This window comes from Arthrobacter sp. FW306-06-A, assembly GCF_021870055.1.
In the GTDB taxonomy this organism is placed as follows: Bacteria; Actinomycetota; Actinomycetes; order Actinomycetales; family Micrococcaceae; genus Arthrobacter.
Genome location: NZ_CP084552.1, coordinates 1,862,269 through 1,883,780, shown reverse-complemented (window position 1 = coordinate 1,883,780; position 21,512 = coordinate 1,862,269). Strand labels below are relative to the sequence as shown.

Sequence of the window (21,512 nt, the reverse complement as noted above, 5' to 3'; positions counted from 1 at the left end):
TACATGTAGTGGTGTCAGCCGAGGCCGGGAAAACGGGCCGTGACGGCGTCACCGTGGGCAGGCAGGTCCTCGGCCCGGGACAGGCTCACGATGTGCCCGCTGACCTCGGCGAGGGCTTCCCGGCTGTAGTTGATTACCTGGATGGCGCGCAGGAAAGTGGTGACGTTCAGCCCGGAAGAGAAGGCTGCGGTACCGCTGGTGGGCAGCACGTGGTTGGAGCCCGCACAGTAGTCACCCAGGCTGACAGGGCTGTAATCGCCCACGAAAATAGCCCCGGCATTGCGGATCCGCGCAGCCACGGCAGCCGCGTCCCGGGTCATGATTTCCAGGTGCTCCGCGGCGTAGGCGTCACAGGCGGCGATCCCCTGCTCCAGGCCGTCCACCAGCACGACGCCGGACTGCGGGCCGGACAGCGCCTCCTGCACCCTGGCCGAATGCTTGGTGGCGGCGGTCTGGAGCGCCAGTTCCGCCCGCACCGCCGCAGCCAACTCCTCGGAATCGGTAATGAGGACCGATGCCGCATTGGGGTCATGCTCGGCCTGGCTGAGCAGGTCCGCGGCAACCAGCGCCGGCTGGGCCGAGTCATCGGCCAGGATGGCGATTTCCGTGGTTCCCGCCTCGGAATCGATGCCCACGACGCCCTTGACGAGTCGCTTCGCGGTGGCCACGAAGATGTTGCCGGGCCCGGTCACCACATCCACGGGTTCCAGAGCCGGACCGGCTTCAGTGGCTTCGACGCCGTAAGCGAAGGCGGCGATGGCTTGGGCACCGCCGATGGCATAGACCTCGGTAATGCCCAGCAGCGCCGCCGCCGCCAGGATGGTGGGGTGCGGAAGTCCCCCGAACTCCTTCTGCGGGGGCGAGGCCAGGGCAATGGATTCCACGCCCGCCGCCAGTGCGGGCACGACGTTCATGATCACCGAGGATGGGTATACGGCAAGGCCACCGGGAACGTACAGTCCCACGCGGGCCACGGGCACCCAGTTCTGGCTCACCACGGCGCCGTCGCCCAGTTCAACGTCCACATTGCGTGGACGCTGCCCGTCGGCGAACTTCCGCGCCCGGCTGATGGATTCCTCCAGCGCAGCCCTGACGGCCGGGTCCAGCTGGTCGAGGGCCTCGACGATGGCCTTGCGGGGTACCAGCGGGTGGTGCTGCGCCACGCCGTCGAACCTCTCGGCAAGCTCGGCCAGGGCAGCAAAACCGCGCTGCCGGACGTCGGAGATGATCTGCAGGACCTTGTCCTCGGCGTCCGCCACGGTCTGGCCCTTGGCGCGGGGAACAGCCGCGCGCAGGGCTGCGAGGGTGAGGTTGCGGCCCCGAAGATCGATGGTGCGGAAGTCGACGGCGGCTGTCACGGGGGCGGGAAAGTCCGGGGAAGTGGTCACCCGTCTATTTTACGGGGCTGATGGTGCCGCCGGTTCCGGGACCGCCGGTTTGGGGCTTCCTGCCCGCCGCGCCCACCAGTTCCAGGACGAAGACCGACACGGCCGTGGCGGCCGGCCACAGCAGCAGCACCGGCCACGCCCGCAGCGAGAAGGCAATGCTCGCGTTGGCGGAGGCATCCACTGCCGGGCCCCACAGCCGGGCTGCCAGGATGCCTGTCCCCCAGCCGACCAGGCTGCCCGCCGCCGCTCCGACCAGGCCGGCCAACAGCGCCGCCTGCGGGTCACGGCGCTTGCCATCTGCCAGGAACACGGCCAGCAGGCAGCCTGCCAGCACCAGGATGCCGGCGAGGGTGAGGTCGCGCGGCAGCCAAACCAGGGGTGCGGTGCCGGAGGCCAGCGCAGGATCCCGCGTAATCAGGTTCAACCCGCCCGGGGCCAGGAGCCACCAGAGGAGGCCGGCCGGAATTCCGGCCGCCGCCGGGACCAGGAGCAGGGACCATGGCAGCGGCCGCCCGGCAGGGCCGGCGAAGTTTGTCATGCAACACACCTTAACAAAGGTTCCTGCAACGCCATCCTGCATGCTGAAGGCGCCGCCGGTTTTCCCGCCATGACCGCTGGCCAATACGCTTGGAGGAAGAGTTAAGCCCCCTAGTCCAGGAGTTTCGGTGACAGAGAAAAGCGAGCCGTTCGAGCAGACCTTCAGGGAGATGTTCCGCCGGCACGCTGCGGGCGTCGCGATCATCACGGTGAACTGCCAGGACGAGCCCTACGGTTTTACTGCCACCTCCGTGGCATCGCTGTCCGCCAAGCCGCCGCGCTTCACCTTCAACATGGCCCGCAGTTCCAGGTCCTGGCCAGCGGTGGCCAACACGCAGTATCTGGGCGTGCACATGCTCGGGCTGGAGAACCAGGAGCTGGCGGCACGCTTCGCCCGCCCGGGCAACCGGTTCGAAGGCAACCACTGGGAGGCCGGCCCGCACGGGGTGCCCATCCTGAAGGATGTCGCCGGGTGGCTGATCGGCGAGGTGCAGATGCGGCTGCCATTCGAGAACAACGCCGTGGTGGTGGTCCAGGTGGTGGACGGCCAGGTAGGCGGCGAAGGGTCCCCCCTGCTGTACCACGGCGGCGCCTATGGGCAGCCGGTGCCGCTCGATTACGAAATCTAGCCCCGGCTGGACCGACCCACAACAAAAGACGCGGACGACGGCGGGAGGTGCCTCCCGCCGTCGTCCGCGTCTTTTTTAGGGGTCCAGGTCTTTCAGGCTTCGAGTGTTTCAGGCGTCCAGGCAGGCCGGGCCCAGCAGGACCTTCAGGTCGCCGAACAGCGACGGGCTGGGGTTGACCCGGAGGTGGACGGGCAGGCCCATGATTTCCGTGCGCGTGTCGCCTTGCAGGTGCAGCCTGACCTCCGAGTTGCCCCGGTGGGTGCGCAGCACGTCGCCCAACTCGGTGACCACGGCTTCCGTGGCCTTGTGGGTGGGCATGGTGATCACCAGGGGCCCGTGCAGCCCCTCACTGAGGTCCGGCACGGACAGCTCCATGCAGTTCAAGGTGATGGCGCCGTCGTCGCGTTTTTGCAGCCGGCCCTTGACCACCACAATCAGGTCCTCGGCAAGCACGGATGCGATCGGTCCGTAGACCTGGCCAAAGAACATGACCTCGATTGAACCGCCCAGGTCCTCCACCTCGGCCCGCGCGTAAGCGTTGCCGCTGGCTTTGGCGATACGCCGGCTCAGGGAGGTGATCATGCCTGCGATGGTGATGATGGCGCCGTCCTGCGGTCCGTCCTCACCCAGGATGGTGGTGATGCTCATTTCGGCATGCTGGCTGAGGAGCCCCTCGAGGCCCTGCAGCGGGTGGTCCGACACATACAGGCCCAGCATGTCCCGTTCGAAGGAGAGCTTGTCCTTTTTCTCCCACTCGGGCAGGTCCGGGATCTCGATGCTCAGCGAAGCCTCCGATTCGGCCTCCTCGAAACCGGCGAAGAGGTCGAACTGGCCGATGGCCTCGTTGCGCTTCAGGGTGATGACGGAATCGATGGCTTCTTCATGGATCATCGCCAGCGCGCGGCGGTGGTGGCCCAGCGAGTCGAAGGCCCCGGACTTGATCAGGGATTCGATGGTCCTTTTGTTGCAGACCACCGCCGGGACCTTCATCAGGTAGTCCTTGAAGGAGGTGTAGGCGCCTTCGCTCTCGCGTGCGCTGACCATGGCCTCGACGGCGTTCGCACCCACGTTGCGGATGGCGCCCATGCCGAAGCGGATGTCGTTGCCCACCGGGGTGAAGTTCAGGGCGGACTCGTTGACGTCCGGCGGGAGCACCGTGATGCCCATGCGGCGGCACTCGTTCAGGTAGATGGCGGACTTGTCCTTGTCATCGCCCACGGACGTGAGCAGCGCCGCCATGTACTCGGGCGCATAGTGCGCCTTCAGGTATGCCGTCCAGTAGGAGATCACGCCGTACGCTGCCGAGTGGGCCTTGTTGAAGGCGTAGTCGGAGAACGGGAGCAGGATGTCCCACAGGGTCTTGACGGCCTCCATGGAGTAGCCGTTGTCCTGCATGCCCTGGGAGAAGCCGGCGAACTGCTTGTCCAGTTCCGACTTCTTCTTCTTGCCCATGGCGCGCCGGAGGATGTCTGCCTGGCCCAGCGAGTAGCCGGCCAGTTTCTGCGCCACGGCCATCACCTGCTCCTGGTACACGATCAGGCCGTACGTTCCGCCGAGGATCTCCTTGAGCGGTTCCTCCAGCTCAGGGTGGATGGGGATGACTTCCTGGATCCCGTTTTTGCGCAGCGCGTAGTCGGTGTGGGCATTGGCTCCCATGGGGCCCGGCCGGTAGAGCGCCAGGACGGCGGAAATGTCTTCGAAGTTGTCAGGCTTCATCAGCTTCAGCAGCGACCGCATGGGCCCGCCGTCGAGCTGGAACACGCCCAAGGTGTCGCCGCGGGCCAGGAGCTCGTACGACGCCGCGTCATCGAGTTCCAGGTTCTCGAGGTCCAGGTCGATCCCCCGGTTCATCTTGATGTTCTCGAGGGCGTCGGAAATGATCGTCAGGTTCCGCAGGCCCAGGAAGTCCATCTTGATCAGGCCAAGGCCCTCGGACGTCGGGTAGTCGAACTGGGTGATCACCTGGCCGTCCTGGAAACGGCGCATGATGGGGATGACGTCGATGATGGGGTCCGAGGACATGATCACGCCGGCGGCGTGCACGCCCCACTGGCGCTTCAGGCCTTCAATGCCCAACGCCGTCTCAAAGACTTTGGCAGCCTCGGGGTCGGTGGCAATCAGTTGCCGGAAGTCCCCCGCTTCGCTGTAGCGCTTGGCCTCCGGGTTCTGGATGTCCGCCAGCGGAATGTCCTTGGCCATGACGGCCGGCGGCAGTGCCTTGGTGAGCTGCTCGCCCATGCTGAAGGGGTAGCCCAGCACGCGGGAGGAGTCCTTGAGGGCCTGCTTGGTCTTGATGGTGCCGTACGTGACGATCATCGCCACACGCTCGTCACCGTATTTGCGGGTCACGTAGTCGATGACCTCGGAGCGGCGCCGGTCATCGAAGTCGACGTCGAAGTCGGGCATGGAGACGCGGTCCGGGTTCAGGAACCGTTCGAAGATCAGGCCGTGGCGCAGGGGGTCCAGGTCGGTAATGCGCATCGCGTACGCCACCATGGAGCCTGCACCGGAGCCACGCCCCGGACCTACGCGGATGCCGTTGTTCTTGGCCCAGTTGATGAAGTCTGCAACCACCAGGAAGTAGCCCGGGAAGCCCATGGAGGTGATGACGCCGAGTTCGTAGTCCGCCTGCTTGCGGACCTCGTCCGGGACACCCCCCGGGTAACGGTACTGCAGGCCCTTGTCCACTTCCTTGACCAGCCAGGAGGTCTCGTCCTCGCCGGGCGGGCAGGGGAACCGCGGCATGAAGTTGGCGTCGGTGTTGAACGACACCTCGCAGCGCTCGGCGATCAGCAGGGTGTTGTCGCAGGCATCGGGGTGGTCGCGGAACAGCTCGCGCATCTCGCGCGGGGACTTGAGGTAGTAGCCGCTGCCGGAGAAGGCGAAGCGGGACCCGCCGTTGTCATAGGTGGGTTCCAGCAGCGTGGAGCCCGACTGAATGGCCAACAGGGCCTCATGGGCCTTGGCGTCGTGCTCGTGCGTGTAGTGGAGGTCGTTCGTTGCCACCAGGGGCAGGTTCAGGTCCTTGGCGAGCCGCAACAGGTCGCCGGTGACCCGCCGTTCAATGTCCAGCCCGTGGTCCATCAGCTCGCAGAAGTAGTTCTCCGCGCCGAAGATGTCCCGGAACTCGGCAGCGGCCTCCAGTGCTTCGCGGTACTGGCCCAACCGGAGCCGGGTCTGGACCTCGCCGGACGGGCAGCCCGTGGTGGCGATGAGGCCCTCGGAGTAGGTGTTCAGCAGTTCCCGGTCCAGCCGCGGCCACTTGCCGAATACTGAGTCCAGGGAGGCGATGGATGAGGCGCGGAAGAGGTTGCGCATTCCCACGTTGTTGTAGCTCAGGAGCGTCATGTGGGTGTAGGAGCCACCGCCGGAGACGTCGTCCTTGCGCTGCGATTCATCGCCCCAGCGCACGCGTTCCTTGTCCGTCCGGGCGGTCCCGGGCGTCACATAGGCTTCGACGCCGATGATCGGCTTGATGCCCTTGGCATTGGCCTTCTGCCAAAAGTCGAAGGCACCGAACAGGTACCCGTGGTCTGTTGTGGCGAGGGCCGGCATGCCGAGCCGCTCGGTTTCGTCGAACAGCTCCCCCAGGCGGGCAGCTCCATCCAGCATGGAATATTCGGTGTGGGTGTGCAGATGGACGAACGAATCATGGCTGGAACTCACCGGACTATTCTAAGCGCTGCCCCGGCCCTGCCAGGGCCAGGCGCGGTGTGTCAGGCGTTGCCGGATTCCAGAACGTCCAGGGCGTAGGCCAGGTCCTGTGGATAGTCGCTGGTGACAGTGACCCGCTCGCCCGTCACCGGGTGCTCGAAGGACAGTTCACGGGCATGCAGCCACTGCCGGGTGAGTCCCAGGTTCGCAGCCAGCCGGGGGTCAGCGCCGTATGTCAGGTCACCGGCGCAGGGGTGGCGGAGCGCGGAAAAGTGGACCCGGATCTGGTGCGTGCGCCCGGTTTCGAGGTGGACTTCCACCAGGCTCGCCTTGCCGAATGCCTCCAGGACCTCGTAATGGGTCACGGAGGCGCGGCCGTCCTCGATGACGGCGAAGCGCCAGTCGTGCCCGGGGTGGCGGCCGATGGGGGCATCGATGGTGCCGGTCAGGGGGTCGGGCAGGCCCTGCACCACCGCGTGGTACACCTTGTCCACGGTGCGCTCCTTGAAGGCCCGTTTGAGGGCGGTGTACGCCCGCTCTGACTTGGCCACCACCATCACACCCGAGGTCCCGACGTCGAGCCGGTGGACGATGCCGGCACGCTCGGGAGCGCCAGAGGTGGAGATACGGTAACCGGCAGCGGCAAGCCCGCCCACGACGGTGGGGCCCACCCAGCCTGGCGAGGGGTGGGCTGCCACGCCGACAGGCTTGTCGACGACGACGAAATCGTCATCGTCGAGCAGTATTTTCAGGCCTTCCACAGCTTCCTCCACGACTTCCAGCGGGTCCCGACGTTCGGGGACGGTGACGTCGAGAACCTCCCCCGCCACGAGTTTTGCCGACTTTGCCAACGCCTTGCCCTTGTTCAGCACGTGGCCTTCCGCCAGCAGGGACGCGGCAACGGAACGGGACACGCCGAGTATGCCGGCCAGTCCGGCGTCGGCCCGTGTTCCGCCAAACTCTTCGGCGACGACGATGCGCTCACTCATGGTCGGGCTTGTCCTTGTGTCCGGTCCCGAGCCGCGTTCCGTCGAGGGCAATCCCCCGCAGGGTGAGGATGCAGATGATGGCTACGGCGGACACCACGGCGGAGTCGGCGATGTTGAAGATGGCGAAGTTGGGAAGCTGGATGAAGTCCACCACGTGTCCCATGCCAAATGACGGCTCACGGAAAAGCCGGTCGGTGAGGTTGCCCAGGGCGCCGCCAAGCAGCAGGCCCAATGCGAGCGACCACCAGGCCGAGCCCAGCCGGCGGACCTGGAACAGGATGGCGATGGCGACACCGGCCATGATGATGGAAAACACCCAGGTGACGTTCTCGCCAATGGAAAACGCCGCACCTGAATTGCGGATGAAATACCAGTGGAGCAGTGGTGGCAGCACCGGGATCCGCTCGCCCTCCACCATGGTGGAGGTTACCCAGAGTTTGGTCAGCTGGTCCAGGACATAGGCGAACACCGCGAAGCCGGCAAACAGGGACAGCAGGAGTGCCCGGCGGGGGCGGGGCGAGGGAGGGACAGGGCGTGCCGCGCCTGCGGCAATTTCGTCAGTCATGGTGCTTTCAAATTTGGGGGGGAACTGGGCGTCAATGCCAAAAGCCGGCGGCCGAGGAATCCCCAGCCACCGGCTTTCAGAATACGTGCTGCCAGGCTTAGTTCGCTTCGCTGACTTCCGGCGTCGCAACGGAGCCACGGGCATCCAGGTCGCGGAGCTGGCCTTCGATGTAGGCCTTCAGGCGTGAACGGTAATCGCGTTCGAAGCCGCGGAGCTGTTCCACCTTGCGTTCCAGGACCGAGCGCTGCTGCTCGAGTGCGCCGAGGATCTTGCGGGACTTTTCCTGGGCGTCGTTGACGAGGCTGCTTGCTTCGATCTGCGCCTCGGCGATGATCTTGTCCTTCTGCGCCTGTCCGTCGGCGACGTGGCGGTCGTGCATCTGCTGTGCCATGGCAAGCAGGCCGGCTGCGGACTCGGCGGAAGTGGAGACGGCAGCTGCGGGCGCGGCCGGTGCGGCGGCAGCCGGTGCAGCGGGCTGGACGTCCTTCTTCTTGGTTTCGGCGGCCTTGGCTTCTGCTTCTGCCTTCTCGCGGGCCTCGTCCTTGTCGGCCTTGACCGGCGCGGGGACCTTCTCCACCACTGGTGCGGCAGCGGAGCTGGCCGGCACGCTGGAACCGGCTTCGGCGAGCTTCTTGCGGAGCTCGTCGTTTTCCTGGTTCAGGCGGCGGAGTTCGACGACGATTTCGTCCAGGAAGTCGTCAACCTCGTCCTGGTCATAGCCCTCGCGGAACTTGGTGGGCTGAAAGCGCTTGTTGACAACGTCTTCTGGCGTCAAAGCCATCTGGTCACCTCACTGGTCTGGTTAGTCAGTAGGCCTTCCGGCCGTCAAAACTACGGTACCTAAATTTGGTCTGCTTACTCTAATTCAACACTGCAGTGTCAAACCGGAGGTTTCTTCGCTTTACAGTAGCCGCTCAGAAGCGGAACAACCTGCATTGCGGGTCTAATTGCCGGCTCAGGCCAGGCTCCTGGTGACGCTCATCGCAATGCTGACGCCGATGAACAGGATCAGGAAGCCCAGGTCCAGCGAAATACCGCCGAGCCGGAGCGGCGGAATGAGCCGCCGCAGTCCCTTGAGCGGAGGATCCGTGATGGAGTACACGGCGTGGGCCACCACCAGGGCCGCGCCCCGTGGACGCCATTCCCTCGCGAACATCTGCACCCAGTCGAACACCAGGCGGATGATGAGGGCAACAAAGAACAGCAGCAGGGCGAGATAGAGAAGTCCGAAAACAATTCCCATGACTTATTTCATATCTCCATATTCGTGCGGCACGTCCATGATGGGCGCCGCTGTTGTACTGCCGGTGTCTTCTCTATTTCAGCACAGATGCCAGACAGGTGTCCCTGCCTGGCATCTGACGAGGCCTGATGTTCAGCTCTGGTTGAAGAAACTGGCCTGCGTATCGCTGGCCTTCTTGTCGTCACCGATCACTTCGACATACGAGGGTGAGAGCAGGAACACCTTGTTGGTCACCCGCTCGATGCTGCCTCGGAGGCCGAAGACGAGTCCGGCGGAGAAGTCCACCAGGCGCTTGGCGTCAGCCTCACCCATGTCCGTGACATTCATGATCACCGGAATGCCGTCCCGGAAGCTTTCACCGATGAGCTTGGCATCGTTGTAGGAGCGCGGGTGGATGGTCGTGATCTGGCGCAGACCGGTATTCTCTTCGCGGCTTGAGGCCGCACGCTTAATAGGGGTCACAGGGGCGCGGTATTCCTCTTCAGGGGCGTAGGACGCCTCGCGGCTGACTTCGCGGACCGGTGCCGGGGCACGGCGTTCCTCGCGGTCAACTTCCATGGGTTCGTCCTCATCCTTACGTGTGGTCTGTTGCTCGGGCTCGTAATGCTCATCGCCATCGGCGAGCCCAAGATAGATCATTGTCTTGCGCAGAGCGCCGGCCATGGTCGACTCCTAATCCTGTCCCGTAAGCGGGCCGCCCAATGACTTGACAGCACTGAAGTCCCCCGCCCATCACTTCCAATAGCTCCGACGCTACCCCACGGCAGGACGGGAACCGAGAATATCGGAACCGATTCGCAGGTGTGTCGCCCCAAACTTGATGGCTGCTTCGAGATCCTGGCTCATGCCTGCGGAAATGGCGGTTGCAGCGGGGTAAGCCGCCACGAGCCGGGCGGAGATCCCGGCAAGCTTTTCGAACGCCGGCTCCGCCGGGACCCCCAGCGGAGCAACCGCCATCACGCCGGCGAGGTTCAGGCCCGCAGAACGGGTGATTCCTTCTGCCAGGAGCGGCACAGCGGCGGGCGCTGCCCCACCGCGGTGCGTGCCGTCGTCGTCCGCTGGATCTTCGAGGTTGACCTGGATGAAGCAGTCCAGCGGGGCGCGGCCGCTGGACTCGATCTCATTCCGCACGGCTTTTGCCAACGCATCCACGAGCTGCGGCCGGTCCACCGAGTGGACAGCGGAGGCATAGCGTGCCACGGACTTGGCCTTCTTGGTCTGCAGCTGGCCAACGAAATGCCAAGTGAGGGCGAGGTCGGCAAGTTCCAGCGCCTTGGCGGCGGCTTCCTGGTCGCGGTTCTCACCGACATCTTTGATTCCCAAGGCTGCAAGCCGCCGGATGTCCTGCGCAGGGTGGAACTTGGTGACCACGATCAGGGCGGGCAGCCGGTTGCTGCGGCCCGCACTTTCAGCCGCCGTGGCGATCCGGGAGCGTACCGCGGCAAGCCGCTGGGCAAGTTCTTCGGTACGCGCGTCTTCAGTTTGGCCCTGCCCGGGAGCCGACAGATCAGTCATGGCACCAGACCAGTCCGGCAAAACGGCCTGTGTCCCGGTCCCGGCGGTATGAATAGAGCGTTTCAGTCTCAAGGGTGCAGTCCCCTGCGTATTCCACGTCCACGCCAACGGACTCAAGCTGGCTCCTAGCGCCGGCAGGGAGGTCAAGGGCTGGTGTACCCCAGGACGTAGTGCTCCAGGTCGCGGGAACCATGTTTGCCACGCCATCGCGCAGGGCGGCTGGAACTTCGTAGCAGGACCCGCAGATTGACGGCCCCAGCCAAGCGCGGATCCGGGTAGCGCCAAGAGACTCCATGCTCTCCACCGCGGCGGGCAGGATACCGTTCGCGACGCCGGGGCGGCCTGCATGCACTGCGGCAAGGACCGGACCGTTCCCGGACTCCCCCGCCAGCAGCACCGGGATGCAGTCCGCCACCATGACCGCCAGGGGCAGTCCGCGGGACACCATGGCGTCGGCCTCAGGGGCCGGTGACTCCGCGTCCATCAGCACAACCGTGGTGCCGTGCACTTGGTTCATGAAGCGCAGCGACTGCGGTCCCACACCGATGGACTGCTCCAGGCGTGCTCGGCGCCCCTGGACCCTGGCGGGATCGTCCCCCACGTGCAGGGCCAGGTTTCCTGCATCCACATTGGTGAATGCGGCCGACACCCCGGGCAGGATGTCGGCACGCCAATGGAACAAGCCGCCGCCTACTTCAGGAAGTCGGGGACATCCAGGTCATCCGGGTGGTTGCCGGTAAGGTCCGGCTCCACCACGGAAGGCAGGTCGACATCGAAGCCCGAATCGGCAGGGACGGCAGAGGGACGCTGCTGGCCCCAGTTGCTGAGTCCCGCAGCGCCGATACCGGCGTGGAGCGGCTGGACGTTCTGCTGGTGGTTTCCGTTGCCCTGGTGGTTTCCGTTTTGCGGGTGGGCCGAGGCCGGAGCGGCTGCAGGGGCAGCGGGCCGCTGCGGGGCGGCCTGCGGCTGGGACTGGTCCATGGAGGGCGAGGTGGCCTTGACGTCGTCGAACCCGGCCGCGATCACTGTCACGCGCGCTTCATCGCCAAGGGCGTCATCGATGACGGCGCCAAAGATGATGTTGGCTTCGGGGTGGGCCACTTCCTGGACCAGCCGCGCGGCCTCGTTGATTTCGAACAGGCCAAGGTCGGAGCCGCCCTGAATGGACAGCAGCACGCCGTGGGCGCCGTCGATGGATGCCTCCAGCAGCGGCGAGGCGATGGCCAGTTCAGCAGCCTTGACGGCACGGTCTTCGCCCCTGGCGGAGCCAATGCCCATGAGGGCTGAGCCGGCGCCCTGCATGACGGACTTAACGTCCGCGAAGTCGAGGTTGATCAGGCCCGGCGTGGTGATGAGGTCCGTGATGCCCTGGACACCGGAAAGCAGCACCTGGTCAGCGGAGCGGAACGCGTCAAGGACGGACACGTTGCGGTCGCTGATGGAGAGCAGGCGGTCGTTGGGGATCACGATCAGGGTGTCCACTTCGTCGCGCAGGGCATCGATGCCCGCCTCCGCAGAACCGGCACGGCGGCGGCCCTCGAAAGTGAAGGGGCGCGTCACCACACCGATGGTCAGGGCACCAAGCGAGCGGGCGATGCGGGCAACGACAGGCGCGCCGCCGGTGCCCGTGCCGCCACCCTCGCCGGCGGTGACGAAGACCATGTCCGCGCCGCGGAGGACTTCCTCGATTTCGTCCGCGTGATCCTCGGCGGCCTGCTTGCCCACCTCGGGGTTGGCGCCGGCGCCCAGGCCGCGGGTCAGCTCGCGTCCGACGTCGAGCTTCACGTCCGCGTCGCTCATCAGCAGGGCCTGGGCGTCGGTGTTGATGGCAATGAATTCAACACCCCTGAGGCCGACCTCGATCATGCGGTTGACTGCGTTCACGCCACCGCCGCCGATGCCGACGACTTTGATGACGGCCAAGTAATTCTGCGGAGCTGCCACGTTACGTGTCCCTTGTTCGTGTCTTATTGCGAAAACTGATGGAGAGCTTGAAGCCTGCAACCTTAACCTTCGAGTTGAAGGTTATAGTTATGTCAAGTAACTCTTGTCTGTGACGGTATTTCCTCTGGTGCACACATTCAATAACCGGGTCCGCGTGTCGGATTAATACCGGGAAAGAAAGCGCTCAGCGCGTCACGGGGTGCCGGGGCACACTGACATCGTAGACCTTGACGGGGTTCTTCGGATCCGCCGGAGCCTTGAGGAGCGCGGCCAGGACCTTGGCCTTGAGTTCCTTCTCCGAGGCGTTGCCCCACACGATGATCTGGCCGTCCACGAGCTTGAGTTCGACGGCATCCACGGACTGCGCGGACGCATTGGACAGCTTGGCCAGCACATCGGCAGGCAGCGCACCCAGGACTGCCGCGGTGGCGCGGAACAGGTCCTGCCCGATCGCCCCGGCGCCGCCGTCGATCACGGGCAGGGACGCTGACGCCGGATCGTCGGTGGTGCCCAATCGCACGCCGTCGACGTCCACCAACTGGTACTGCTCCCCCTGTTTGACCAGGGCCACCGGTACCCGCTCGTGCACGGCGACGGCAAGGGTGGATGGCGGGCGCGCCTCGACGGAGACGGATTTCACCTGGATCAGGGAGCCGAGCAGCCCGCGCACATCATCGTCGCTGATCTGCGGCAGGGGCTTGCCGCGGAGGGGCTCCAGCGCCGCCTGCACCTGCTCCGGGGTGACCAGGCGGGTGCCGGAGACTGAGACGGTCTTCAGGGCCAGGACAGGTGAGTAGATTGCGGCAGCCAGCAGTGCGGCCACCAGCGCAATCACGGTTCCGACGGCGAGCACGACTTTCTTCCGCCGCCGCCGGCCCTTTGGCTCCGGAAATGCCAGGACGGTTGCCCCGGCAGGTTTCTGCTCCTGCGCCGGCTTCTGCGCGGGTTTCTGCGCGGGTTTCGCTGCCGCCTGGTCCGGTATGCTGCGCGACGCGGTGATCACATCCCCGCCGGCGCCGCCGGGCACCTCTTCCGGCCCGCTGTCCCCCAGCCGGGGCGCGGGGCTGCTGTTCCGTTTGGGCGGGGCGTAGGTGGGGCGGCGGGAGCTAGGCATGGAGTGCCTCCACGATTCGGGGCCCGTAGGCAGTGACGTCTCCTGCGCCGACGGTGAGGACGACGTCCCCTTCACCTGCCGCTGCGGCAAGCGTCTCCACCGCCTCATCGGCGCTGACCAGCCGGCCGCCCTGGGTGAGGTGATCGGCAATGAGCTGGCTGGTGACCCCGGGAATGGGGTCTTCCCTGGCGGGGTAGATATCCAGGACCAGGGCGGTGTCGGCCAGGTTGAGGGCCGCGGCAAACTCTGCCGCGAACTCGCGGGTGCGTGAAAACAGGTGTGGCTGGAAAAGGACATGGACCTTGCTGCCGCCCGCCACCGAACGGGCTGCGGTCAGGGCCGCACGGACTTCGGTGGGGTGGTGGGCATAGTCGTCAAAGACCCGCACCCCACGCGCCGTGCCCTTGAGCTCGAAGCGCCGGGACGCGCCGGCGAAGTGGGCCAGGCCCTCGGCCGCGGCTGCCGGGTCCACGCCGAGTTCAAGGGCCACGGCAAAGGCGGCCGCGGCGTTCAGGGCGTTGTGGCGGCCCGGAACCTGCAGCGACAGGCCGTAGCGTGCACCGCCTGTTGCCACCGCAACCTGGCCCGGGCCGCCGTCGTCCAACCTGACGTCCGCCGTCTCGCCGGTGCCGTACAGGACCACCCGGGTGTTGCCCCGCTCCCTGGTCCGTTCGGCCAGGGCCAGCGCTCCCGGATCGTCCGCGCAGGCTACCAGCAGGCCGTCCGACGGCAGCAGCTCAGTGAACCGGTCGAACGACTGGTAGACGGCTTCCGCGGTGCCGTAGTAGTCGAGGTGGTCAGGCTCAACGTTGGTGACGACGGCGATGCGGGGCCGGTAGTTCAGGAAGGAGCCGTCCGATTCGTCTGCCTCGGCGACGAAAATTCCTGAGGTCCCGTGGGCTGCGTTGACCCCAAGCGCGGGAATATTGGCTCCCACGGCGAAGCTGGGATCCAGGCCGGCTGCCCGCAGCAGGACGGTGATCATCGACGTCGTGGTGGACTTGCCGTGCGTTCCGGCCACGGTCACCACGACGTCATCGCCCATGGTGGCCGCCAAAGCCTGCGAACGGTGCAGCACCGGCAGCCCTGCGACCCGTGCCGCCGCCAGTTCAGGATTGTCTTCCCGGATTGCCGATCCGGCCACGACGGTCTGCGCGTCGCCCAGGTTTCCGGCTGCGTAACCCACCGCGATGCGTGCCCCGGCCGCAGCGAGGTCTGCCATGACCGGCAGATCCTTGGCATCGGAGCCGCTGACGGGGACACCGCGGGCCACCATGATGCGGGCCACGGCGGACATGCCTACTCCCCCGATGCCAATGAAGTGCACCTTTCCAAGGGAGTCCAGGCCGGGCAGGTTGTGGGGGCTCATGCTGATACCGCTTCCAGGACAAGACCAGCCATTCGCTGGTCGGCGTTTCGGATGCCGAGCCGGTAGGACTTGGCTTCCATGGCGGCGAGCCGTGCTTTATCAGTGATCAGCGGGATCAGCTCGCGCTTGACCCATGCAGCCGTGAAATCGCGGTCTGCCACCAGCAGCGCGCCGCCGGCGGCCACCAGGCCCTTTGCGTTCAGCGCCTGTTCCCCGTTGCCGATGGGCAGGGGCACCAGGACTGCCGGGACCCCTACCGCTGCGACCTCGGACACCGTGGCCGCCCCGGACCTTGCCAGCAGCAGGTCGGCGGCAGCATAGGCAAGTTCCATTCCGTCGATGTACTCCACCTGCCGGTACCCCTTGGCCGTGAGGGGCCGGCCGGCCTGGTCCAGGACAGTTTTGCCCCGGCCGGTGATGTGCAGGGTCTGGACGCCCGCTTCGGCAAGCAGTCCGACCGCCGCTGCGATGGTCCGGTTGATGCTTTGCGCGCCTGACGAACCGCCGGTGACGATCAAGGTGGGCTGTTGGGGATCAAGCCCCAGCGCCTCCAGCGCGGCAGTACGGGCGGTCTTCCGGTCAAGGCTGGAAATCTCCCTGCGCATAGGCATACCAACATGCGCGGCGTTGCGGAGCGGTGTGCCCTCAAAGGCCACTGCCACCCGTCCGCCCAGGAAGGCTCCCACCCTGTTGGCCAGCCCGGGGCGCGCGTTCGCCTCGTGGATCACGATGGGTGTGCCGCGCTTCCGCGCCGCCAGGTACATCGGGGTGCAGACATATCCGCCCACGCCCACCAGTACGTCGGCCTGCGCCCGGTCGAGGATGGCTCCGGCCTGGCGTACGGCGCCGGCCAGCCTGCCGGGCAGCCGGAGCAGGTCCGCGGACGGCTTCCGCGGAAAAGGTACGCGGTCAATTGTGGCGAGGTCCACGCCTGCGGCGGGAACCAGCCGGGTTTCCATGCCCGCGGGCGTCCCCACGGCCAGGATGGCGGCATCGGGAGCATCGCTGCGGATGGCGGCGGCGATGGCGAGCAGCGGGCTGATATGGCCGGCTGTTCCGCCGCCCGCCAGGACGATGGAGGGTTTTGTCGAAGTCATCTGGGGTTAGGCACGCTTTCTGGAATTCTTTGGTTGGCTCTTGTCCCGCGCTGGCCGGATCCGGAACTTCAGCATCCGCTTGGGCCGAATGGCCGGGGCCATCTGTTCCCGGGCCAGCGAGAGGACCACCCCCACGGCACACAGCGACATCAGCAGGGCCGAGCCGCCGTACGAAATAAACGGCAGCGGCACGCCGATGACGGGCATCAGGCCGGTGACTACAGACATGTTCACCGTGGCCTGGCCCAGCAGCCACACCATGATGGTGCCCGCCAGGACCCGGTGGAACATGTCCTCCTGTGCCACCACCACGCGGTAGATCGCAGCGCCGAGGATCGCGAAAAGAACCAGGACGACGACGGTCCCCACCAGGCCGAGTTCCTCGCCGATGATGGCGAAAATGAAGTCGTTGTGGGCTTCGGGGATCCAGCTGTACTTTTGCCGGCTCTGTCCAAGGCCAACCCCCAGCCAGCCCCCTGAGGCAAGGCCGTACATGCCGTTGGTGGCCTGGTAGTTGGCGTCGATGCCGTCGGCGCAGGATTGGCCGGTCCACCAGGAGGTGATGCGGCACATGCGGTTGGAACTGGTCACGGCCATGACGGTGGTGCCGGCAGCGGCGACAAGGCCTGCAATGCCGAAGAGGTAGAGGGGGACGCCTGCGAAGAACAGCGCGGCCGCCATGATCATCATGATGATCATGGCCGTGCCCAGGTCGTTGCCCACCAGGATCAGCACGACGATGATGGCCGCCATGGGGACGGCGGGGACCAGCACGTGCTGCCAGCGGCTGAGAAGCCTGCCCTTCCTGGCCAGCACCGTGGCCAACCATAGGGCGAGGGCCAGTTTGGCGGCTTCGGACGGCTGGAACGTGATGCCGCCCAGGTCAACCCAGTTCCGGTTGCCGTTGATCTCCGTGCCCACCACCTGCACCAGGGCAAGGAGCGCCACGGCGAACCCGACGGCGGGCCAGGCCAGCCGCTTCAGCCAGGTGACGTTGATGCGCGAGAGCACGAACATGGTAAATATGCCGATGGCAGCGAAGACACCCTGCTTCAGCGCGTCCCCGTAGGGCGACTTTCCGGCGGCGATGGATTCAACGCTGGAGGCGGAGAGGACCATCATGATCCCGATGGCCGTCAACGCGAGGGTGGCGCCAAGGATCAGGTAGTACGTGGAGCCGTTCCGGGACTTGCCGGTTCCCTCCAGCAGGGCCCAGAACCGCCGGTACGCGGTGCGCAGTTTCGCGCCTGCCGCTGCCGGCTGCCGGGAGGCGGCAGCCGTTGAGCCGGGGCGCGTCCTGCCGGCCTGGGGCCGGGTGGGCGTACTGGCCATCGTTACTCCTCGCCGGTCTGGGCCTGCCCTTCCACCAGCTCGCGGACAGCGTCGATGAAAGTACCACCACGGTGAGCGTAGGAAGAGAACTGATCCATGGAAGCAGCTGCCGGAGCCATCAGCACGGTATCGCCCGATTCGGCGATCCGTGCTGCTGACGCAACGGCCCAGGACATCACCCGTTCTCCCTTGCCGGGGGAACCGCCGGACGTGCCATCGGGCGCCGAAGCAGTCTGCACCCCTTCAGTCTCACCTGACTCCGGTTCAATCACCGGGACATCGGGCGCGTGTCGCTGGAGGGCTTCCCGGAGGTGGGCGGTGTCCGTACCGATCAGTACCACTGCCTTGAGCCGTGGGGCGTGGTCCCGGACCAGCTCGTCGTAGCTCACGCCTTTGGACAGGCCACCGGCGATCCAGACGACGTTGCTGAAGGCCGACAGGGATGCGGAGGCCGCGTGGGGGTTGGTGGCCTTGGAGTCATTGACCCAGAGCACGCCGTTCATGCGGGCGACCGGCTGGATGCGGTGGTCGCCCGGAACGTAATCGAGGATGCCCTGGCGGACTGCCTTGGCGTCCACGCCGTACGCGCGGACCAGGCCGGCTGCGGCAAGGGCGTTGGCCACCATGTGGCGCGGGGCCAGCGGTCCAAGGTCTGCCATCGAGGCCAGTTCAGCCGCGCTGTTCCTGCGCTCCTCGATGAAGGCGCGGTCCACCAGCAGCCCTTCCACCACGCCAAGCATGCTGATGGCCGGCGTGACAGTGGTGAAGCCCACGGCTCGGCAGCCCTCCACGACGTCGGCGTTTTCCACCATGCGCTCGGTTTCGATCTGCTCGGCGTTGTAGATGCAGGCCTTCTGGGTCCGCTCGTACACCTTGGCTTTGTCAGCGAGGTATGAATCATAGGAACCGTGCCAGTCGACGTGGTCTTCGGCCACGTTCAGGCAGACGCTCGCCACGGGCGACACGGATTCGGCCCAGTGGAGCTGGAAGCTCGAGAGTTCGACGGCGAAGACGTCGTACTCGACGGGATCGCGGAGGGCATCCAGGATGGGGGTGCCCACATTGCCGACGGCGATGGCTTTGAGGCCGGCGGCGCGCAGCATGGATTCGGTAAGTCCCACCGTGGTGGTCTTGCCGTTGGTTCCGGTGATTGCCAGCCAGTCGGCCGTCTTCCGGCCTTCCCTTACCCGCACCCGCCAGGCAAGTTCGACGTCGCCCCACACCGGAATGTGTGCCCGTGCCGCTGCTGCGAGCAGCGCCTGGTCCGGGCGCCATCCGGGCGAGGTCACGATCAGTTCCGGAAGCTCGCCGTCGATGCGGGGAATGTGCGTGACCGCGTCGGGACCGAGCAGCACGTCGGCGGCACCCACGATCTTCAAAGTGTCCGCGTGGGCGTGGGCCGTCTCGCTGGTGGCGGCGTCGACTACCACGACGCGTGCACCGAGTTCGATGAGGGTGTCCGCAGCGGCGAAACCCGACACCCCGATGCCCGTGACGACGACACGCAGGCCGGCCCAGTCGGAGTCCCAGGAGACGAGGTTTGCCAGGCGTGGGGAAACGGTCACAGCAGTACAACCCATTCAGCGTAGAAAATGCCCAATCCGACGGCAACGAAGAGTCCGCCCAGGATCCAGAACCGGACCACGACGGTCACTTCGGCCCACCCCTTCAGTTCGAAGTGGTGCTGCAGCGGCGCCATCTTGAACACGCGCTTGCCGCCTGTTGCCTTGAAGTAGCCCACCTGGATGATGACGGACAGGGTGATCAGCACGAAGAGACCGCCCACGATGCCCAGCAGGAGTTCGGTGCGGGACAGGATGGCGAAGCCCGCCACCGCGCCGCCGATGGCCAGCGAACCTGTGTCGCCCATGAAGATCTTTGCCGGCGATGTGTTCCACCAGAGGAACCCCACCAGCGCGGCGCTGAGGATGGCGGCCAGGAGCGCCAGGTCCAGGGGGTCCCTGACCAAGTAGCAGCCGCTGCCGGCCTCCCTGGGGGAACCGCAGGCCTGGTTGCTCTGCCATATGCCCATGAGCGTGTAAGCGCCGAAAACCATGATTGATGCGCCGGCCGCCAGGCCGTCGAGGCCGTCAGTAAGGTTCACGCCGTTGGTGGCCGCGGTGACGATAAGGTTCGACCAAATGACGAAGAGGATGGCGCCAAGGACGGTGCCGCCGAAGGCGAGGTCGAGCCAGGGCAGGTCCCGGACCAGGGAGATCTTCGTGGACGCGGGCGTCAGTCCGGCGCTATTGGGGAAGTTCAGCGCAAGGATGGCGAAGATGATGCCTACGGCGGCCTGGAGGATGAGCTTGGCCTTGGCATTGAGGCCAAGGCTGCGCTGCCGGGAGATCTTGATGAAGTCGTCCAGGAAGCCCACCAGGCCCATGCCCACCATGAGGAACAGCAGGATCAGGGCCGAGGCTGATGGTCCCGGTGAGTCTGGGTTCATCATCAGCATGATGAGGTGGGTGAGACCGTAGCTCAGCAGTACGGAGGCCACCACCACGGTTCCGCCCATGGTGGGGGTGCCGCGCTTGGTGTGGTGCGATGTGGGGCCGTCGTCACGGATGAACTGGCCATAGCCGCGGTGCACCAGGAGGCGGATGAAAAGCGGGGTGCCCACCAGGGAGCACAGCAGGGCCAGGCCTGCGCCGATCAACAGAGCAATCACAGCAGAGTGCTCCTTTCGTCGGCAGGGGTGGAGGTTCGGGGTAATGCTATCCGATCGCCCAAATGGCGAAGTCCCACGCTGTTGGAGGACTTGAACAACACCAGGTCGCCGGGCTGGAGTTCGGCGTCCAGGACTTCGTAGGCCTCATCCACCGTTTCGGCGAAGAGGCATTCGTCCCCCCACGACCCTTCCTGCACGGCTGAAACGTAGAGTGCCCGGGCCTCGCGGCCCACCACCAGCAGCCTGGAGATGTTGAGGCGCACCACTTGGGTTCCGACGGCGGTGTGCTCGCGGATGGAGTCGTCGCCCAGTTCCAGCATGGCCCCCAGGACGGCCCAGGTGCGGCGGCCGCGGCCAAGGTCGGCAAGGGTTCGAAGGGCCGCCCGCATGGACTCGGGGTTGGCGTTGTATGCATCGTTGATGACGGTCACGCCGTCCTGCCGCTCGGTGCGTTCCATGCGCCAACGGCTGGCGGCGGCCTGGTTGCTCAGCGAATCCGCGATGTGGTCTCCCGGCACTCCGGCAGCCCATGCGGCTGCAGCGGCTGCGAGCAGGTTTCCCACGTGGTGCGCGCCGATGAGCCGGCTGCTTACGTGCCGGGGAGCAGCGCCATCCGGCAGCTGGAGGTCGAATTCGGGGCCGCCCCCGGCGTTGGTATCCACGTTGAGCGCCTGGACCTGTGCATCCGCGCGTCCGTCTGCGGAAAAGCCGAGGACGGCAGCGGAGGTACGGCTGCGCATGGCTGCCACGCGCTCGTCGTCGAGGTTGATGATCGCGGTGCCCGCGGCGGTCAGGCCTTCGACCATCTCGCCCTTGGCCAGCGCAATGTTCTCCACTCCCCCGAACTCGCCGGCGTGCGCGGTACCTACAGCCAGGACCACCCCGATGTCCGGCTTGACCATCTCTGCGAGGTAGCGGATGTGGCCGATCCCGGTGGCCCCCATCTCGATAACGAGGTAGCGGGTGTCTGTGCCGGCCCGGAAAACCGTGAGCGGGACGCCCACCTCGCCGTTGTAGGAGCCTTGCGGTGCCACCGTGTTGCCTTGCGTGGCCAGGATTCCGGCCAGGAGGTCCTTGGTGGTGGTCTTGCCCGCGGAACCGGTGATTCCAATCACCGTCAGCTGCTCTCCTGCTGCCGCACGTGCGGCACGGATCCGGCGGACGGCTTCGGCGGCAAGTGCGCCCATGGCCAGGACGGCGTCGTCCACCACGATCGAAGGGTACGCCTTGCCGTCCGGTGCGGACACCGGGCGCTCGACGAGTGCCAGTACGGCGCCCGCGCCAAAGGCGGCGTCGATGAAGTCATGGCCGTCGGCATATTCGCCCGGCTTCGCGACGTAAAGCGAACCCGGTGTGGCTTCGCGTGAATCCGTCACCACCGAGAGGGGCGTTAGTCCGGGATCGGCGTCCAGGCGCCCGCTGGTGATTTCGGCGATTTCCGCCGCAGTAAATGCAATCATCTCGG

At 66.1% G+C, this 21,512-nt stretch carries 19 protein-coding genes; 1 reads left to right on the top strand and 18 read right to left on the bottom strand.

The features are described 5' to 3' along the window. Positions 1–14: 14 nt before the first annotated feature. Complete coding sequence (gene hisD / locus LFT49_RS08620; protein ID WP_237430255.1) at positions 15–1,388, bottom strand: histidinol dehydrogenase; 1,374 nt, start codon at positions 1,386–1,388, stop codon at positions 15–17. A 4-nt stretch (positions 1,389–1,392) separates the two neighbouring features. Beyond that, positions 1,393–1,926, bottom strand: coding sequence for a hypothetical protein (locus LFT49_RS08615; RefSeq protein WP_237430254.1), 534 nt, complete (start codon positions 1,924–1,926; stop codon positions 1,393–1,395). A 127-nt stretch (positions 1,927–2,053) separates the two neighbouring features. Between LFT49_RS08615 and LFT49_RS08610 the strand changes: the two genes are divergently transcribed. Then, positions 2,054–2,554, top strand: coding sequence for a flavin reductase family protein (locus LFT49_RS08610; RefSeq protein WP_237430253.1), 501 nt, complete (start codon positions 2,054–2,056; stop codon positions 2,552–2,554). 108 nt (positions 2,555–2,662) lie between these two features. Here LFT49_RS08610 and dnaE read toward each other — a convergent pair whose 3' ends face one another. The 16 genes from dnaE to LFT49_RS08530 all read right to left on the bottom strand — a co-directional run bounded on the left by dnaE (position 2,663) and on the right by LFT49_RS08530 (position 21,507). Next, entirely contained in the window at positions 2,663–6,220 is a 3,558-nt protein-coding gene (gene dnaE / locus LFT49_RS08605) for a DNA polymerase III subunit alpha (RefSeq protein ID WP_237430252.1), read from the bottom strand. A 50-nt stretch (positions 6,221–6,270) separates the two neighbouring features. After that, positions 6,271–7,197 carry an RluA family pseudouridine synthase gene (locus tag LFT49_RS08600; protein ID WP_237430251.1) on the bottom strand — a complete coding sequence of 309 codons (927 nt, stop codon included), beginning with the start codon at positions 7,195–7,197 and terminating at the stop codon, positions 6,271–6,273. Further along, positions 7,190–7,762 carry a signal peptidase II gene (gene lspA / locus LFT49_RS08595; RefSeq protein WP_236821784.1) on the bottom strand — a complete coding sequence of 191 codons (573 nt, stop codon included), beginning with the start codon at positions 7,760–7,762 and terminating at the stop codon, positions 7,190–7,192. Before lspA ends, LFT49_RS08600 begins: the two co-directional genes overlap by 8 nt. Before the next feature lie 97 nt (positions 7,763–7,859). Then, a complete protein-coding gene (locus LFT49_RS08590) occupies positions 7,860–8,543 on the bottom strand; it encodes a DivIVA domain-containing protein (protein ID WP_236821783.1) in 684 nt (227 codons plus the stop codon). A gap of 174 nt (positions 8,544–8,717) precedes the next feature. Continuing rightward, entirely contained in the window at positions 8,718–9,005 is a 288-nt protein-coding gene (locus LFT49_RS08585; RefSeq protein WP_142134322.1) for a YggT family protein, read from the bottom strand. 132 nt (positions 9,006–9,137) lie between these two features. After that, complete coding sequence (locus LFT49_RS08580) at positions 9,138–9,668, bottom strand: cell division protein SepF (RefSeq protein WP_141160844.1); 531 nt, start codon at positions 9,666–9,668, stop codon at positions 9,138–9,140. A gap of 90 nt (positions 9,669–9,758) precedes the next feature. Beyond that, the gene (locus tag LFT49_RS08575; protein ID WP_236821782.1) at positions 9,759–10,520 is read right to left on the bottom strand and encodes a YggS family pyridoxal phosphate-dependent enzyme; all 762 of its coding nucleotides are present in this window, start codon (positions 10,518–10,520) and stop codon (positions 9,759–9,761) included. Beyond that, positions 10,513–11,202, bottom strand: coding sequence for a polyphenol oxidase family protein (locus LFT49_RS08570; protein ID WP_236821781.1), 690 nt, complete (start codon positions 11,200–11,202; stop codon positions 10,513–10,515). The genes LFT49_RS08575 and LFT49_RS08570 overlap by 8 nt, the downstream gene beginning before the upstream one ends. 8 nt (positions 11,203–11,210) lie before the next feature. Further along, positions 11,211–12,464, bottom strand: a complete 1,254-nt coding sequence (gene ftsZ, locus LFT49_RS08565; protein WP_236821780.1) for a cell division protein FtsZ — start codon at positions 12,462–12,464, stop codon at positions 11,211–11,213. A gap of 184 nt (positions 12,465–12,648) precedes the next feature. Continuing rightward, a complete protein-coding gene (locus tag LFT49_RS08560; RefSeq protein WP_237430250.1) occupies positions 12,649–13,578 on the bottom strand; it encodes a cell division protein FtsQ/DivIB in 930 nt (309 codons plus the stop codon). After that, positions 13,571–14,947: a UDP-N-acetylmuramate--L-alanine ligase gene (gene murC / locus LFT49_RS08555; protein ID WP_237430249.1), complete on the bottom strand. Its 1,377-nt coding sequence runs from the start codon at positions 14,945–14,947 to the stop codon at positions 13,571–13,573. The genes LFT49_RS08560 and murC overlap by 8 nt, the downstream gene beginning before the upstream one ends. Then, positions 14,944–16,044 (bottom strand): undecaprenyldiphospho-muramoylpentapeptide beta-N-acetylglucosaminyltransferase, encoded by a 1,101-nt coding sequence (murG, locus tag LFT49_RS08550; protein ID WP_237430248.1) that lies wholly within the window; start codon positions 16,042–16,044, stop codon positions 14,944–14,946. Before murG ends, murC begins: the two co-directional genes overlap by 4 nt. 6 nt (positions 16,045–16,050) lie before the next feature. After that, positions 16,051–17,376 carry a putative lipid II flippase FtsW gene (gene ftsW, locus LFT49_RS08545; RefSeq protein ID WP_237430247.1) on the bottom strand — a complete coding sequence of 442 codons (1,326 nt, stop codon included), beginning with the start codon at positions 17,374–17,376 and terminating at the stop codon, positions 16,051–16,053. 2 nt (positions 17,377–17,378) lie between these two features. Then, positions 17,379–18,956 (bottom strand): UDP-N-acetylmuramoyl-L-alanine--D-glutamate ligase, encoded by a 1,578-nt coding sequence (gene murD, locus LFT49_RS08540; protein WP_237430246.1) that lies wholly within the window; start codon positions 18,954–18,956, stop codon positions 17,379–17,381. Then, positions 18,938–20,047 (bottom strand): phospho-N-acetylmuramoyl-pentapeptide-transferase, encoded by a 1,110-nt coding sequence (gene mraY / locus LFT49_RS08535; RefSeq protein WP_236802020.1) that lies wholly within the window; start codon positions 20,045–20,047, stop codon positions 18,938–18,940. The genes murD and mraY overlap by 19 nt, the downstream gene beginning before the upstream one ends. Next, positions 20,044–21,507, bottom strand: a complete 1,464-nt coding sequence (locus LFT49_RS08530) for a UDP-N-acetylmuramoyl-tripeptide--D-alanyl-D-alanine ligase (RefSeq protein WP_237430245.1) — start codon at positions 21,505–21,507, stop codon at positions 20,044–20,046. The genes mraY and LFT49_RS08530 overlap by 4 nt, the downstream gene beginning before the upstream one ends. Positions 21,508–21,512 lie beyond the last annotated feature (5 nt).

Excerpts from the sequence above, each read along its gene's own strand:
- LFT49_RS08615 (WP_237430254.1), bottom strand. The coding sequence starts at position 1,926 with ATGACAAACTTCGCCGGCCCTGCCGGGCGGCCGCTGCCATGGTCCCTG.
- LFT49_RS08600 (WP_237430251.1), bottom strand. The coding sequence starts at position 7,197 with ATGAGTGAGCGCATCGTCGTCGCCGAAGAGTTTGGCGGAACACGGGCC.
- lspA (WP_236821784.1), bottom strand. The coding sequence starts at position 7,762 with ATGACTGACGAAATTGCCGCAGGCGCGGCACGCCCTGTCCCTCCCTCG.
- LFT49_RS08590 (WP_236821783.1), bottom strand. The coding sequence starts at position 8,543 with ATGGCTTTGACGCCAGAAGACGTTGTCAACAAGCGCTTTCAGCCCACC.
- LFT49_RS08585 (WP_142134322.1), bottom strand. The coding sequence starts at position 9,005 with ATGGGAATTGTTTTCGGACTTCTCTATCTCGCCCTGCTGCTGTTCTTT.
- LFT49_RS08580 (WP_141160844.1), bottom strand. The coding sequence starts at position 9,668 with ATGGCCGGCGCTCTGCGCAAGACAATGATCTATCTTGGGCTCGCCGAT.
- LFT49_RS08575 (WP_236821782.1), bottom strand. The coding sequence starts at position 10,520 with ATGACTGATCTGTCGGCTCCCGGGCAGGGCCAAACTGAAGACGCGCGT.
- LFT49_RS08560 (WP_237430250.1), bottom strand. The coding sequence starts at position 13,578 with ATGCCTAGCTCCCGCCGCCCCACCTACGCCCCGCCCAAACGGAACAGC.
- murC (WP_237430249.1), bottom strand. The coding sequence starts at position 14,947 with ATGAGCCCCCACAACCTGCCCGGCCTGGACTCCCTTGGAAAGGTGCAC.
- murG (WP_237430248.1), bottom strand. The coding sequence starts at position 16,044 with ATGACTTCGACAAAACCCTCCATCGTCCTGGCGGGCGGCGGAACAGCC.
- ftsW (WP_237430247.1), bottom strand. The coding sequence starts at position 17,376 with ATGGCCAGTACGCCCACCCGGCCCCAGGCCGGCAGGACGCGCCCCGGC.
- murD (WP_237430246.1), bottom strand. The coding sequence starts at position 18,956 with ATGGGTTGTACTGCTGTGACCGTTTCCCCACGCCTGGCAAACCTCGTC.
- LFT49_RS08530 (WP_237430245.1), bottom strand. The coding sequence starts at position 21,507 with ATGATTGCATTTACTGCGGCGGAAATCGCCGAAATCACCAGCGGGCGC.